Source organism: Kaistia sp. MMO-174 (assembly GCF_037147815.1).
Classification (GTDB): domain Bacteria; phylum Pseudomonadota; class Alphaproteobacteria; order Rhizobiales; family Kaistiaceae; genus Kaistia; species Kaistia nematophila.
Window position 1 is genome coordinate 345,665 of sequence record NZ_JBBCUO010000003.1, and the last position, 13,916, is coordinate 359,580.

Sequence of the window (13,916 nt, forward strand, 5' to 3'; positions counted from 1 at the left end):
CACCGCCGGTCGCCATGCTCTAGCTTGGCCGTCGATCTCGACATCAGGGGTAGAACGATGCGATACGCACTGCTCGCCACCGCCGGCCTCGTCTCCGCCCTCTGCATGGGCAGCGAGGCGCAGGCCAAGATCCCGCTCGTCAACGCCACCTGCCCGAAGAACATCGAGGTCCATGCCGACGAAGGCGGGCCGATCTACATTAATGGCAAGGAAGCCAAGCTGAAGAAGTTCAACGACAGCTACTTCGAGGCGAAGGGGAGCGGCGTGACGATCTCGCTGTCGATCAATCCGGATGGCTCCGCGAGCGTTTCCTACACCGGGAAGCACGGCGCCAACGGCGTCTGCACCGTCAGGTAGACGGATCCCAATTCGGCCGGGTACAGCGCCACACGCCACCCGGCCCGACAGGTCCCGCTCCCGCGCCTACCGCTTCACCGCAACGAGGAACAGCCGCGGGAATCGCAGCAGCACGCGGCCATCCGACATCGGCGGATAGCAGGCGGTGACACGTTCCACATAGGCTTCGAGGAACGCCTCGCGGAGATCCGGCTCGATCGGCTCCAGATAGGGCCGAAGGCCGGTTCCCTTCACCCATTCGACGATCGCGGCGGCGTCGGCGAGCGGGTGGTTGTAGATCGTGTGCCAGACGTCGAGGCGGCTCGACTTGTCGCCCAGCGCCTCGAAATAGACGGAGGGCGACGGCAGCATCGGCCGCCGGATCGTCCGGTCGGCGAAGGCGCCGGCCCAGGGGCCGGAATGGGCCACCTCCTCCATCAGCATGTGGGTCGGCTCGCCCAGATTGTCCGGCATCTGCACGGCGAGCACGCCGCCCGGCCGCAGGCTGTCCATCAGCCGCACCAGCACGGCGAGATGATCCGGGATCCACTGGAACAGCGCGTTGGCGAACAAGAGGTCGACCGGCTCGGCCGGCGCCCAGCTGGCGATGTCGGCCTCGGCGAAGGTGAGCGCCGGCAGCCGCTTGCGCGCGGCGACCAGCATGTCGGGGGCGGAATCAACCCCGACGATCGCGGCGGAGGGGAAGCGTTCGGCCAGAAGCTCGGTCGAATTGCCGGGGCCGCAGCCGAGATCGACGACGGAGCGCGCCTCCGCCAGCGGCACCTGCGCCAGCAGGTCGCGCGCCGGGCGCGTGCGCTCGTCCTCGAACTTCACATATTGGCTCGCCGACCATGCCAGCTGATCCATCTTGGCCCCCTGTCTCATTCCAATCCGTCCAACCTGCACGGCTTCGCCTGCAGAACATAGAAGCCGCGCGACCCGAACCTAGCCCCGTTCGGGGACATTTGCGTGAATGCCGGCCGCGCTTGCACGCGCATGCAATGCGCGGCCTGTCGGATTCGTTCAATGGCCCGCCGCTCCTGGCGGACCTTCGACGGCGCATCGGCAGCCCCGGAGGGCCGCGCCCCATGCCGCCGCACCGTCCCGATTGTACGCTCGACACAGCGACCGCGATCCTTGTGACGCGGATCACAGACAGGGACCGGGGTGCGTGAGAAGCTGCAATCAAGATGGCGCTCCGGAAGACGAGCCGCCCAACAAGACAACTGGGAAGACGCACTCCTCCCAACGGCCGGTCCCTGCGACCGGCGCGGCCCGAGCCCGGCGCTGACCTCCGCCCTTCGAGCCGACTGACTTCCCGTGGCGCGACGGCGCGGCGGAACCGAGACCCTTGGCTCCCCCGAAACGGGGCCGAGGAAGGGCGAACGGCCTTGCCCCTGCCCCCCTAGACCCAGGCAGGGCCGTTCGCTGAACTCTTCGCCCGACACGGGCAAACCGCCATACCGGCAGGGCCGGTGGGGCGGCGGACGGTTCCCAGGCCCGCTGCGCCGCAGAGCGCGGGCCAGGGGCCGTCCGCTGTTTTTTGGGCTCCGATTCCGTCTTTTCCCATGCCGCGGACGCGGCCTTCGGCACCGCAGCAACACAATTCGTCGACATTGCCGCGAAAATCGCTACGACCGTTGCGATGAATGATCGATGCTCGCCCCTGCCGACGGCCCTGCTGGATTACCTCGCCTCCGTCGAGCCGGGGAGAACCGTCCTCCATCGCCATGGCGACCAGGAGAGCGGACAGGAGAGCGGACAGGACGGCGCCGCTTCCGGCAGTTGTTCGGCGAGCCCCGCCGCCGCCAAGATCGCCTATTTCCACGATCCCGCGACGGCGAGCGTCTACGAGATTCATTTCGACCAGCACTCCAGCTCGACCATCCGCATCGACCTGAACCGACTCGAGGTGCACAAGAAGCTCGCCCGCTTCATCGAGCACGGCATCGAGGAGCGCGAGATCCGCTGGCTGACGGCGCTCGAATCAAGCGGGCTGGTGCCGCGCCTGATCGGACATAGCCCCGGGCTGCTTCGGATGAACTATGTCGGCGAGCCGGTGCGGCGCTACAACCTGCCGGCCGACTGGCGCGACCAGGCCGAGGCGATTCTCGCGGCGCTCGCTTCAGCCCGCTGCTGCCACAACGACATCAAGTGCGACAACCTGATGGTGCGCGACGGCCGGATCACGCTGGTCGATTTCGGCTGGGCGACCGCAGACGGCGATCCGATCCCGTCGCACTGGCCGCAGGGCATCGGTCGCCAGCACCGGCTCGGCGTCCACCGCTTCGACGACCGCCACGCCATCCACGCGGCGCTCGCCTCGGCCGAGCGCGACGAGGTCGACCGCTCGATCATCCTGCCGGCGTAGGTCGCGGGCCCCTGAACTCGAACCAAGCCCCTCACCCCAACCCTCTCCCTCTAGCGGGAGAGGGTTGGGTGAGGGGCTTGCCTGGCTTCGCCGCAGAGATAGGGACGCCAGAACAGGTCAACGCTCAGCCTTCCAGCGCCCGCTCCACCGCCGCTTCCGCGTGGATCGTCGTCGTGTCGTAGAGCGGGACGAAGCTGTCCTCCGGGCGGACCAGCAGCATGATCTCGGTGCAGCCGAGGATGATCGCCTCGGCGCCGCGTTCGACCAGCCGCGCCATCACGGCCCGATAGATCTCGCGCGACGACGGCTCGACGCGGCCCTGCACCAGTTCGTCATAGATGATCCGGTGCACGTCGGCGCGGTCCGCCGCGTCGGGCACCAGCACTTCGAGGCCATGTTCGCCGGAAAGCCGGCCCTTGTAGAAATCCTGCTCCATGGTGAAGGCGGTGCCGAGCAGGCCGATGCGGGAGAGTCCGGCGGCCCGGATCCGCGCGGCGGTCGGATCGGCGATGTGCATCAGCGGGATGCCGATCGCCGCCTGCACGTCATCCGCCATGCGGTGCATGGTGTTGGAGGCGATCAGCACGAAATCGGCGCCGCCGCGTTCGAGCCGCCGGGCCGCGTCGATCATCAGGGAAGTCGCCTCGTCCCAGCGCCCGCTCGCCTGCAGCGCCTCGATCTCGGCGAAATCGAACGACCACATCAGCACGCGGGCCGAGGCGAGGCCGCCGAGCCGCGCCCGCACCGCCTCGTTGAGGATGCGGTAGTACTCGGCCGAGCTTTCCCAGCTCAGCCCGCCGATCACGCCGATCACCTTCTGGGTCATGCCCGCCTCCCCCTGGCCATCTCGGGCCTGCCGAAAAAGAAACGGGCGAACCCGCCTATCCCTTGGAATAGACCGATCCGCCCGCGGAACCGAAAAGCCGAAGCGCCTTAGCGGGTCAGCTTCTTGTACTTGATACGGTGCGGCATCACCGCGTCATTGCCGAGGCGACGCTTCTTGTCTTCCTCGTAGTCGGCGAAGTTGCCCTCGAACCACTCGACATGGCTGTCGCCCTCGAAGGCGAGGATGTGGGTCGCCAGACGATCGAGGAACATACGATCGTGGCTGATGATGACGGCGCAGCCGGCGAAATCCTCCAGCGCCTCTTCCAGCGCCGCCAGCGTCTCGGTGTCGAGGTCGTTGGTCGGTTCGTCGAGGAGGATGACGTTGTTGGCGTCCTTCAGCAGCTTGGCGAGGTGAACGCGGTTGCGCTGGCCGCCCGAAAGCGTGCCGACCTTCTGCTGCTGGTCGCCGCCCTTGAAGTTGAAGGCGCCGGCATAGGCGCGCGTGTTCACTTCCTTCTTGCCGAGATAGAAGACTTCGGCGCCGCCGGAGATTTCCTCCCAGACGGTCTTGTTGGAAGCGAGGTCGTCGCGGCCCTGATTGACGTAGCCGAGCTGGACGGTGTCGCCGAGGGTGATCGAGCCGGAATCCGGCTTCTCCTCGCCGGTGATCATCTTGAACAGCGTCGACTTGCCGGCGCCGTTCGGGCCGATGACGCCGACAATGCCGCCCGGCGGCAGCTTGAACGAGAGATTGTCGATCAGCAGGCGGTCGCCATAGCTCTTCGACAGGCCCTCGACCTCGATGACCTTGTCGCCCAGGCGCTCGCCGACCGGAATGACGATCTGCGCCGTCTGCAGGGTCTTGCCCTCGGCGCGCTCGACCAGCTCGTCATAGGCCTTGATACGGGCCTTCGACTTGGACTGGCGGGCCTTCGGCGACTGGGCGATCCACTGGCGCTCGCGCTCGATCGCCTTCATGTGGGTCATGTCCTCGCGACCCTCCTGCTCCATGCGCTTGGCCTTCTTCTCCAGGTAGACGGAGTAGTTGCCCTCGTACGGGATGGAGCGGCCGCGATCGAGTTCGAGGATCCAGCCGGTGACGTTGTCGAGGAAGTAGCGATCGTGGGTAACGATCAGGATGGCGCCGGGATAGTCGCGCAGATGGCCTTCGAGCCAGTTGATCGATTCGGCGTCGAGATGGTTGGTCGGTTCGTCGAGGAGCAGCAGGTCGGGCTGCTCGAGCAGGAGGCGGCAGAGCGCGATGCGGCGCTTCTCACCACCGGAGAGGTTCTCGACCGAGGCGTCGCTGGGCGGGCAGCGCAGCGCGTCCATGGCCATCTCGACCTGGCTCTCCAGATCCCAGAGGTTCTGGCTGTCGATGATGTCCTGGAGCTTGGCGCCCTCCTCCGCGGTCTCGTCGGAGTAGTTCATCATCAATTCGTTATAGCGGTCGACGATCGCCTTCTTCTTGGCGACGCCTTCCATCACGTTCTCGAAGACGTTCTTGGTCGGGTCGATCTTCGGCTCCTGCGCGAGGTAGCCGACGGTCGCGCCCTGCGCCACCCAGGCCTCGCCGGTGAAGTCCTTGTCGAGACCGGCCATGATCTTGAGCAGCGTCGACTTACCCGAACCGTTCGGGCCGAGCACGCCGATCTTGGCGTCGGGGTAGAAGGAGAGATGGACGTTCTCCAGCACCTTCTTGCCGCCGACATAGGTCTTGGTCAGACCCTGCATGAAATAGATGAACTGACGCGCCATGAATTCGCTCCGAAGGCCCTCTTCGCCAAAAGGGCAGGATGTAGGGATGAGGTTGCGGTTCTTCTAGTCGAAGCGCCGCCAAGGGGCAACGCGGCGTGACGCCGACGGCCGCGCGGCGGGCACGATTTCGCCGCCCCGCCGTCTGCGCCACCGGCTTCAGGCCGGCCTAGAGCGCCGGCAGGGCGGCGGCCGCCTCGCCGCCGTTGCGGCCGAGCCGCGCCGGCGCAAAGGCCGCCCCGTCCACGGCCGCGGCCGTCGGCACGCCCATCAGCGCCAGCAGGCGCGTCGCGAATTCCGCCTCCGAGGTGGGACGATAGCGCGCCGCGATCTCGGCGCGCAGCGTGGTGAGCCATTCATCGTCGGTCGCCGCCCGCTCGATCGCAGCGGTCCAGCCGTCGAGGTCGTCAGCGGAAATGACCGGCATCAGGCCCTGCGTCGCCTCGCTCAGCGCCGGCGCGTCGGAGATCAGCACCGGCAGGCCGAAATCGAGACACTCGGCAGCGCCAAGCCCCCAGCCTTCGGCCAGCGACGGAAACAGGCCGAAGCGCGCATTCTTGTAGAGCCAGGCGAGCTGCGGATCGCTGATGCCGGAGAGGAACGACACCCTGGTCGCGAGTTCCGGGTGGTCGGCGAGAAACTTCTCGACTTCCTCGACCATCCAGCCCCAGCGGCCGCACAGCACCAGCGTCGGCAGCCGGTCGCCGAGCAGCGGCATCAGGCTGTGCCAGGCGCGCAGCAGCGTGATGTGATTCTTGCGGATCTCGATCGTCGAGCAATAGACGGCGAAGGAGCTGCCGACGAGCGCGGCGACCGGCTCGGCCGGCCGATCCAGCCCCTCGCGGAGGAAAGAGCCGAGCGGATTGACCACGATCTCGGGCCGGTGGCCGTTGCCGGCCTCGGCGTCCAGGCTCCGGCAGGCCGTCCGTGCCGAATAGTCCGACACGCAGACGAGCAGGTCGCACCATTCCTGCATCCACGTGAAATCGCGCGCGAACGAGACGGCATGGCCCTTGTGCACGAGATGCGGCATGTCGAGCGGGATCGTGTCGTGCAGGATCGCCGTGATGTTGGCCGGGACATCGGCCGAGCGATGTCTGGCGACCGCGTGCGAACCGATATTCGACAGGAAGCAATGCGCCGTTGGTTCGGCAAGCGGATCAAAGCTGCTGTCGCCCTTGTCGGCGCCTATGCCGAGGAAGAGCTTGCAGATCCGGATGCCGAGCTTGGCAAGGCCGAAATGCAGGCCGTTGCGTTCGGCGCGGCCGGCCAGGTAGCCGGCGGCGACGCGATCGAGCTCGCGCCCGGCCGAGCCGCCGCTCGCCTGCAGCACGCGGAAGACGGTCTGGACGCGCTTCCAATAGGACGAATTGCCGAAGCCTTCGATATAGGGAATGCGGCGCTCGACCAGCGCCTCGAGATAGCGCAGCTCGGTCGCGGTCAAAATCCGGCCCTTGCCGTTCTCGATCCGGAAGAAAACGACGTTCAGATCCTTCCGGCGCAGCACCTGCCGGATCAGAGCGCTCTCGACGCGCGGAATACCCACCGGGGGATGGGGCCCCCAGCGCAGGGGCTGGGTCGCGTCGAAATACAGCTTGCTCATAGATACGCTTTCCGGGGGCGGACGAACCAAAGTGACGAGAATCAGCCTCGCCCACAATTCGGTCGATAGTTTGATCGCAGCGAGTTGCCCGCATCGCGCCCCCTCTTGTCAACGGCCGGCAGGACAGGGTCCCGCCACGCCGCCCGGATCGATCCCCCGCAAATTTCCAGAATGGTCCTCGACAAGTCATGTCGCCCGCCATATATGTAGGCAACTACAGTGTACGAGGCGACCATTATGGCAAGCTATGAAAATCGACCCAAGACCTTTCTGGGGCGGCTATCCCAGGCAAGCCGCGCCATGCGCACGTGTTTCGACGCCGAGCTGAAGACGCTCGACCTGACACTCGCGCGTGGTCGCCTGATGCTGCACCTCGTCTCGGCCCCGCATGTCGTGACCCAGGCCGAACTCACCGATGTGCTGGAAGTCGAGCATCCGACGATCGTGCGGCTGCTCGACGGTCTGGAGCAGTCCGGCCATGTCCAGCGCCAGCCCATGCCCGGCGACCGGCGCGCCAAATCCGTCGTGCTGACGGAGGAAGGCCGGGTCGTCGGCGAGCGCGTGCTGCGCATGACCGACATGCTGAGCGACCGGCTGCTTGAGGGTATTCCTCCCGAGGACGTCGACGTGGCCGAACGGGTGCTGATGGCGCTTTCGGACAATCTCGGCCGGGCGCTCGCCAAGCAAGCGGATCTGGAACCGGCATCATGAGCAATTCGATCGCCGTGGCGCCGCGGCCAGAGGGCTTTGCCCCGGCGCCGCCGCAGCCGCTTCTCACGCCCGTCCCGGCCCCGGCCGCCGTCGCGCCCGTCGCGCCGGCGGCTCCCGCCTTCGTGCCGATGCCGCCGCTGCGCGCCGCCATCTATGCCGGCGCCTCGGTGCTGCTCGGCCTGACCCAGGGCCTCGGCCTCAACCTCGTCAGCGCCAACCTGACGGGCCTGCAGGGCGCGCTGCACGCGACCCAGGTCGAGATCAACTGGCTGACCGCCGCCTATATGGCGACCAACATCACCGGCACGCTGTTCCTCTACAAGGTCCGCACCCAGTTCGGCCTGCGCCGCTTCGCCGAGATCGGCCTCATCATCTATGCGCTGGTGACGATCGCGCATCTGTTCACCAACGACCTGCGCTCGGCGATTGCGGTGCGCGCCGTCATGGGCATCGCCGCGGCGCCGCTGTCGACGCTCGCCTTCTACTACATGCTCGAATGGCTTCCGCCGGCCCGCAAGCTGACGATCGGCATCGCCTTCGGCGTGCTCGGCGGCCAGCTCGCCACGCCGCTCGCCCGCGTCATCTCGCCCGACCTGCTGCAGATCGGCGACTGGCACGGCCTCTATCTGCTCGAGGCGGGCCTGGCGATGATGAGCCTCGCCGTCATCTTCATGCTGCCGATCACCCATCCGCCCCGCGTGAAGATCTTCGACCGTGAGGATTTCATCAGCTTCCCGCTGATCGCCTTCGGCTTCGGCTCGATCGCCGTCATTCTCTCCGTCGGCCGGCTCTACTGGTGGATGGACGCGGAATGGATCGGCTGGCTCAGCGTCGCCGGCATCGCCGCCGTCACGCTGCTCGTCATCATCGAGCTGCATCGCGCCCGGCCGATCATCAACCTGCGCTGGATGTTCTCCTATGACATGCTGACGATCACCGGCTCTCTGCTGCTGTTCCGCTTCCTGCTCTCCGAACAGACGCTGGGCGCGGTCGGCTTCTTCAACATGCTCGGCCTGCAGAACGACCAGCTGATCCCGCTATTCACGCTGATCCTCGCTGTCACCCTCGTCGGCTATGTCTTCACCGCGCTGGTGATGACGCCGAAGAACGGCCCGGTCCTGCACTTCGTCGCGCTGGTGCTGATTGCCGCCGGCGCCTGGATGGACTCGCACGTCACCAACCTGACCCGGCCCGAGCAGTTCTATGTCAGCCAGGCGATGATCGCCTTCGCCGGCGCGCTGTTCCTGCCGCCGGCGCTGATGTCGGGCTTCGCCAGGGCGATCGCCGGCGGGCCGGCCTACATCCTGAGCTTCCTCGTCGTGTTCCTGGGAACGCAGAGCATGGGCGGCGTGCTTGCCTCCGCCATCCTCGGCACTTTCCAGACGATCCGCGAGAAGTTCCATTCCAGCGTCATCGCCGAGCACCTGTCGCTGCAGGACCCGCTCGTCGCCCAGCGCATCAAGACCTATGGCGCGGCCTTCTCGAAGGTGCTGCCCGACACCGCGCTCCAGAACGCGGAGGGCGTCGTCCAGCTCGGCAAGGCCGCTACCCAGGAGGCGAACATCCTCGCCTACCAGGATGTCTTCCTCCTGATCTTCTACAGCACCCTCGCCTGCCTCGTGCTGCTGGGGCTTCACACCCTCTACCTGCCGAAGCGCGCCAGCCGTCTGGCTGCCGCCGCCAAGGCCTGAACGATCCGAGACGCAACATCATGCAGATCAAACAGTTCTTCAAATCCGGAATTACGCTCGCCGCCCTCGCCGTCGGCATCCTCGGCGTGCTGATCGTCCTCTACGCCTGGCAGCTGCCCCCCTTCCGCTCGTCGGTCGAGACGACCAACAACGCCTATGTCAAAGGCCAGGTGACGCTGCTTAGCCCGCAGATCGCCGGCTATGTCGTCGACGTGCCGGTCCAGGACTACATGAAGGTCAGGAAAGGCGACCTGCTGGTTCAGATCGACGACCGCATCTACCAGCAGCAGCTTGCCCAGGCGCAGGCCACCCTGCAGCAGCAACAGGCCTCGCTCGACAATTTCGCCGAGAACCGCGCCGCCAAGCAGGCAAGCCTCGATCTCGCCAAGGCGCAGCTCCAGAGCGCCCAGGCCGGCCTGGAAAAGGCCGAGCTGGACGACAAGCGCACCGGCACGCTGGTCGATCGCGGCTTCTCCACCCAGTCTTCCGGCGACCAGACCCGCGTTGCCCGGCTGCAGGCGCAATCGACCGTCGCGCAGGCCGAAGCCTCGGTGAAGATCGCCGAGCAGAACCTGGCGCTCACCGACGCCGGCAAGAGCTCGCTCGAGGCCGCCGTCGCCGGCGCCGAAGCCGCGGTCCGGCTGGCGGAGAATCTCGGCAACACCCGCATCGTCGCACCGGTCGATGGCCGGCTCGGTGAAGTCGCGGCCCGCGTCGGCCAATATGCGTCGGCCGGCACGCAGCTGACCTCGATCACGCCCGAAACGACCTGGGTCATCGCCAATTTCAAGGAAACCCAGCTCACCAATGTCGCGGTCGGCCTGCCGGTGACCTTCACGGTCGACGCCCTCGGCGGCGCCGAACTGACCGGCCGCGTCGCCCGCATCGCGCCCGCCGCCGGCTCGGAGTTCAGCGTGCTGAAGGCCGACAACGCCACCGGCAACTTCACCAAGGTGGCCCAGCGCATCCCGCTCCGCATCGAGATCGACGGCGGCCAGAGCGCCGCGGCCGACCTGCGGCCCGGCATGTCGGTCATCGTCAAGATCGACACCGCCGACAAGCCGCTGCCGGCGCTCGCATCGGCGGAGTAACGGAAACGGGCGGCCCGCAAGGACCGCCCGTTTTTCATTCCGACCTTTCGCGACGGCGGCGAGCGCCGTCTCAGCCCGCCGCGAGCACCAGCTTCTTCAGATCGACGCCCTCGTCGGCCGCGACCTGTTTGTCGAGCTGGAAGCCGGAGCCAAGCATGCGACGGCCCAGCATGTGGTCGGCGGCGCGATTGACCGAGTCGATCGCGACAAGCCGGTCGCCCTGGTAATGGAACACCGAGAAGCTGCCATCGTCCGGCCTGCCGCGCAGGACGCTCGAATCGGCGTCGTTGGAAAGGCCGACCATCTGCAGCTTGGCGTCGCCCTGATCCGACCAGAACCACGGCACGGCGCGATAGGGCTCGACCTTGCCGAGCAGCGCCGCGACGCCGGTCTTGGCCTGGTCGACGGCGTTCTGCACGCTTTCGAGCCGCACCGGGCGGCCGAGCGCCCAGTGATGGAACGACACGGCGTCGCCGGCCGCGACGATGCGGGGATCGGAGGTGCGCATCGACTCGTCGACAACGATGCCGTTGGCGACATGCAGGCCGGCCGCCTCGGCCAGCTCGACATTCGGCACCACGCCGACGCCGACGATCACGGTATCGGCCGGGATCCGCTCGCCGGTCAGCGTCTCGACGGCGACGGCTCGGCCGTTCTCGCCGAGGATGCCGTGCACCGGCGTCTCCAGCCGGATCGTCGTGCCCATGGCGCGGTGCAGATCGAGGAAATAGCTGGAGATCGCGGGCGCGACGACGCGGCCCATCAGGCGCGGCGCCGCTTCGAGCACCGTGACCGTCTTGCCGAGCAGGCGCGCCGTCGCGGCCAGTTCGAGGCCGATGAAGCCGCCGCCGACCACGACGACATCCTTCGCCAGCGCGAAGCGCTCCTTCAGCCGGCGCGCATCCTCGGCCGTGCGCAGCAGGAAGATGTTTTCGAGCTCGATGCCGGGAACCGGGGGAACGCGGACGCGAGCGCCTGTCGCCAGCACCAGCCCATCGAACGGCAGGCTGTCGGCGCCGAGACGAACCAGGCCCGCCTCGCGGTCGATGGCGGTCACTTCCGAACCCAGCACCAGATCGACGGCGTTCTTCTCGTAGAAGGCGGCCGGGCGCAGCTCCTGCAGTTCGTCGCCCTCGGCCTTGATGAAGCCCTTCGAGAGCGGCGGACGATGATAGGGAATCTCGCGTTCGGCCGAGACGAGCGTCACCTTGCCGTCAAATCCGTCCGAGCGGAGGCTCGCCGCGGCCTGCGCCCCGGCATGGCCGCCGCCGATGATTACGATGTTCTTGGTCATGTCACCCGCCAGTCCGATTCCGCGCGACACTCGCACCGGCGGCCGGTCGGGTGCAAGGGGCGCGCGGCGAAGACGCCCGGCCATGCGCCGGAAATCAGAGCGCCCGGCCGTCCCGATCGAAGCGGTGGATGTGCTGGGAATCCGCCTCCAGCCCCACCGTCGAGCCAACCTCGAAATCGGCCTGGCCGACGATACGAACCGTGACCATGTCGGCGCCTTCCATGGCGACATAGAGGAAGGTGTCGGAGCCGAGCTTTTCGAGATGGCTGACCTTGCCGGACCATTCGCCGCCGGCCGGCACGACGCGGATGTGCTCGGGGCGGATGCCGATCGTCGCCGCGCCGAGCTTCTCCGCCGCCGCGCCGGTGAGAAAGTTCATCTTCGGCGAGCCAATGAAGCCGGCGACGAAGAGATTGGCCGGCTTGTTGTAGAGATCGATCGGGCGGCCGACCTGCTCGATCCTGCCGGCGCTCAGCACGACGATCTTGTCGGCGAGCGTCATCGCCTCGACCTGGTCATGCGTGACATAGATCATCGTCGCGCCGAGCAGGCGGTGCAGGTTGGCGATCTCGATGCGCGTGTTCACGCGCAGGGCCGCGTCGAGGTTCGACAGCGGCTCGTCGAACAGGAACAGCTTCGGCTGGCGCACGATGGCGCGGCCGATGGCGACGCGCTGGCGCTGGCCGCCGGAAAGCTCGGACGGTCGCCGGTCGAGCAGCGTCTCCAGGTGCAGCATCCTGGCCGCCGCCGCGATGCGCCGCTCGATCTCGCTCTTCTCGACGCCTTCCTGCTTCAGCGCCAGGCCCATGTTCCCCTTCACCGTCAGGTGCGGGTAGAGCGCATAGGACTGGAACACCATGGCGATGCCGCGCTTCGCCGGCGGCGTCACGTCGACATTCTTTCCGCCGATCGTCACATGGCCGGAGGTCTGGTCCTCGAGGCCGGCGATGATGCGGAGCAGCGTCGACTTTCCGCAGCCGGACGGGCCGACGAAGACGACGAACTCGCCCTCGGCGACGTCGAGATCGACGCCGCGGATGACGTCGGTCGATCCGAAGCGCTTGGTGATGTTCTGAAGGGTCAGTGCGCTCACGGGCTTATCCTTCGTGATCGTTGGCTGAGCGTCGGCCCAGGAAAACTCTGTCGATGCGCCGGGTCACAGCTTCACCACCCTGCCCTCGCGCATGCTGACCTCGGCGGCGAGCGCGATTTCCAGCGAGGTGATGGCGTCCTGCATGTGGCGCGTCAGGTCGATATCACAGCGGATCGCCTTCAGGAGATAGGCCTGCTCGCGGTCGCAGAGCGCCTGGTGGCCGGGCTCGTCCTCGGTCGAGAACCATTCGTCGGCCCGCCCGAACGAACCGTCCGCCTTCAGTTCCGCATGATGGACGCGGATGCGCGCGGTCTTGGTGTGGGTGTCGACGTCGTCCGACTTGGCGCCCTCGTCCATGACGATCGAGACGGAGCCCTTCGGGCTCATCACGTCCTTCACGAAGAAGGCGGTCTCGGAAATCATCGGGCCCCAGCCGGCCTCGTACCAGCCGACCGAACCATCCTCGAAGATCACCTGCAGATGGCCGTAATTGACCTGGGTCGGCGCGATCTCGTCGGAGAGGCGCACGCCCATGCCGCGCACCTCGACCGGCCTGGCGTCGGTGATCTGGCACATGACGTCGACATAGTGGACGCCGCAATCGACCAGCGGCGACGTCGTCTGCATCAGCTGCTTGTGGATGTGCCAGCTCGGTCCGGAGGACTGCTGGTTCAGGTTCATGCGCATGACGTAGGGCGGGCCGAGCTCGCGCGCCTTGGCGATGAAGCCGATCCAGGACGGATGGTGGCGCAGGATATAGCCGATGACGAGCTTCTTCCCCGTCCGCTTCGCCGCCTCGACGACGGAGCGGGCGGCCTCGGCATTGGCGGCGAGCGGCTTCTCGACAAAGACATGCGCGCCGGCCTCCATCGCCGCGATAGCGAAGGGCGCGTGGCTGTCGGTGTAGGTATTGATCGAGACGACGTCCGGCTTCAGCGCCAGCCCGGCCTCGAAGCTCTCGACACGCGGATAGGCCTTGAGCTCGTCCGGCAGGTCGACCTCGGAGCGGTTGTACATCCCGACGATCTCGAAGCCGGGATTGGCGTGGTAGGCCAGCGCATGGCTGCGCCCCATCTGGCCAAGGCCGGCGACGAAGACGCGGAGGGGAGCATCGGTCATGTCAGGAACCTGCAATCGGAGAGG

Annotated in this window: 12 protein-coding genes; 5 read left to right on the top strand and 7 right to left on the bottom strand. The window is 67.0% G+C overall.

Annotated features, from left to right (window positions below; genetic code table 11):
- Positions 1-57 precede the first annotated feature (57 nt).
- Positions 58-357, top strand: coding sequence for a hypothetical protein (locus tag WFK98_RS13500; protein ID WP_336800572.1), 300 nt, complete (start codon positions 58-60; stop codon positions 355-357).
- Positions 358-423: 66 nt separating this feature from the next.
- On the opposite strand, the gene tam is transcribed toward WFK98_RS13500, so the two are convergent.
- Positions 424-1,194 (bottom strand): trans-aconitate 2-methyltransferase, encoded by a 771-nt coding sequence (tam, locus tag WFK98_RS13505; protein ID WP_336800791.1) that lies wholly within the window; start codon positions 1,192-1,194, stop codon positions 424-426.
- Positions 1,195-1,981: 787 nt separating this feature from the next.
- Between tam and WFK98_RS13510 the strand changes: the two genes are divergently transcribed.
- On the top strand, positions 1,982-2,707 hold the full coding sequence (locus WFK98_RS13510) for a phosphotransferase (protein ID WP_336800573.1): 726 nt from the start codon (positions 1,982-1,984) through the stop codon (positions 2,705-2,707).
- Between the two features lie 124 nt (positions 2,708-2,831).
- On the opposite strand, the gene WFK98_RS13515 is transcribed toward WFK98_RS13510, so the two are convergent.
- The 3 genes from WFK98_RS13515 to WFK98_RS13525 all read right to left on the bottom strand — a co-directional run bounded on the left by WFK98_RS13515 (position 2,832) and on the right by WFK98_RS13525 (position 6,893).
- Positions 2,832-3,533, bottom strand: coding sequence for an aspartate/glutamate racemase family protein (locus tag WFK98_RS13515; protein ID WP_336800574.1), 702 nt, complete (start codon positions 3,531-3,533; stop codon positions 2,832-2,834).
- Positions 3,534-3,640: 107 nt separating this feature from the next.
- Entirely contained in the window at positions 3,641-5,293 is a 1,653-nt protein-coding gene (gene ettA / locus WFK98_RS13520; RefSeq protein ID WP_266338465.1) for an energy-dependent translational throttle protein EttA, read from the bottom strand.
- 166 nt (positions 5,294-5,459) lie between these two features.
- A complete protein-coding gene (locus tag WFK98_RS13525) occupies positions 5,460-6,893 on the bottom strand; it encodes a glycosyltransferase (RefSeq protein ID WP_336800575.1) in 1,434 nt (477 codons plus the stop codon).
- A gap of 219 nt (positions 6,894-7,112) precedes the next feature.
- Here WFK98_RS13525 and WFK98_RS13530 point away from each other — a divergent pair, with 219 nt between their 5' ends.
- From WFK98_RS13530 to WFK98_RS13540, 3 genes are read left to right on the top strand one after another with little or no spacing between them, the layout of a single operon-like run.
- Complete coding sequence (locus tag WFK98_RS13530; RefSeq protein WP_336800576.1) at positions 7,113-7,604, top strand: MarR family winged helix-turn-helix transcriptional regulator; 492 nt, start codon at positions 7,113-7,115, stop codon at positions 7,602-7,604.
- Positions 7,601-9,295, top strand: a complete 1,695-nt coding sequence (locus tag WFK98_RS13535) for an MFS transporter (RefSeq protein WP_336800577.1) — start codon at positions 7,601-7,603, stop codon at positions 9,293-9,295. The genes WFK98_RS13530 and WFK98_RS13535 overlap by 4 nt, the downstream gene beginning before the upstream one ends.
- 20 nt (positions 9,296-9,315) lie before the next feature.
- Complete coding sequence (locus WFK98_RS13540; RefSeq protein ID WP_336800578.1) at positions 9,316-10,386, top strand: HlyD family secretion protein; 1,071 nt, start codon at positions 9,316-9,318, stop codon at positions 10,384-10,386.
- Positions 10,387-10,456: 70 nt separating this feature from the next.
- Here the strand turns inward: WFK98_RS13540 and WFK98_RS13545 are convergent, their stop codons facing one another.
- From WFK98_RS13545 to WFK98_RS13555, 3 genes are all read right to left on the bottom strand, one after another.
- Complete coding sequence (locus WFK98_RS13545; RefSeq protein WP_336800579.1) at positions 10,457-11,680, bottom strand: NAD(P)/FAD-dependent oxidoreductase; 1,224 nt, start codon at positions 11,678-11,680, stop codon at positions 10,457-10,459.
- 94 nt (positions 11,681-11,774) lie between these two features.
- Positions 11,775-12,773: an ABC transporter ATP-binding protein gene (locus tag WFK98_RS13550; protein WP_336800580.1), complete on the bottom strand. Its 999-nt coding sequence runs from the start codon at positions 12,771-12,773 to the stop codon at positions 11,775-11,777.
- Between the two features lie 63 nt (positions 12,774-12,836).
- Positions 12,837-13,892, bottom strand: coding sequence for a Gfo/Idh/MocA family protein (locus WFK98_RS13555; protein WP_336800581.1), 1,056 nt, complete (start codon positions 13,890-13,892; stop codon positions 12,837-12,839).
- Positions 13,893-13,916: the final 24 nt, after the last annotated feature.

Coding starts and splice junctions, on each gene's coding strand:
- WFK98_RS13500 (WP_336800572.1), top strand. CDS start 58: ATGCGATACGCACTGCTCGCCACCGCCGGCCTCGTCTCCGCCCTCTGC.
- WFK98_RS13510 (WP_336800573.1), top strand. CDS start 1,982: ATGAATGATCGATGCTCGCCCCTGCCGACGGCCCTGCTGGATTACCTC.
- WFK98_RS13540 (WP_336800578.1), top strand. CDS start 9,316: ATGCAGATCAAACAGTTCTTCAAATCCGGAATTACGCTCGCCGCCCTC.
- ettA (WP_266338465.1), bottom strand. CDS start 5,293: ATGGCGCGTCAGTTCATCTATTTCATGCAGGGTCTGACCAAGACCTAT.
- WFK98_RS13525 (WP_336800575.1), bottom strand. CDS start 6,893: ATGAGCAAGCTGTATTTCGACGCGACCCAGCCCCTGCGCTGGGGGCCC.
- WFK98_RS13535 (WP_336800577.1), top strand. CDS start 7,601: ATGAGCAATTCGATCGCCGTGGCGCCGCGGCCAGAGGGCTTTGCCCCG.
- WFK98_RS13555 (WP_336800581.1), bottom strand. CDS start 13,892: ATGACCGATGCTCCCCTCCGCGTCTTCGTCGCCGGCCTTGGCCAGATG.
- WFK98_RS13515 (WP_336800574.1), bottom strand. CDS start 3,533: ATGACCCAGAAGGTGATCGGCGTGATCGGCGGGCTGAGCTGGGAAAGC.
- WFK98_RS13545 (WP_336800579.1), bottom strand. CDS start 11,680: ATGACCAAGAACATCGTAATCATCGGCGGCGGCCATGCCGGGGCGCAG.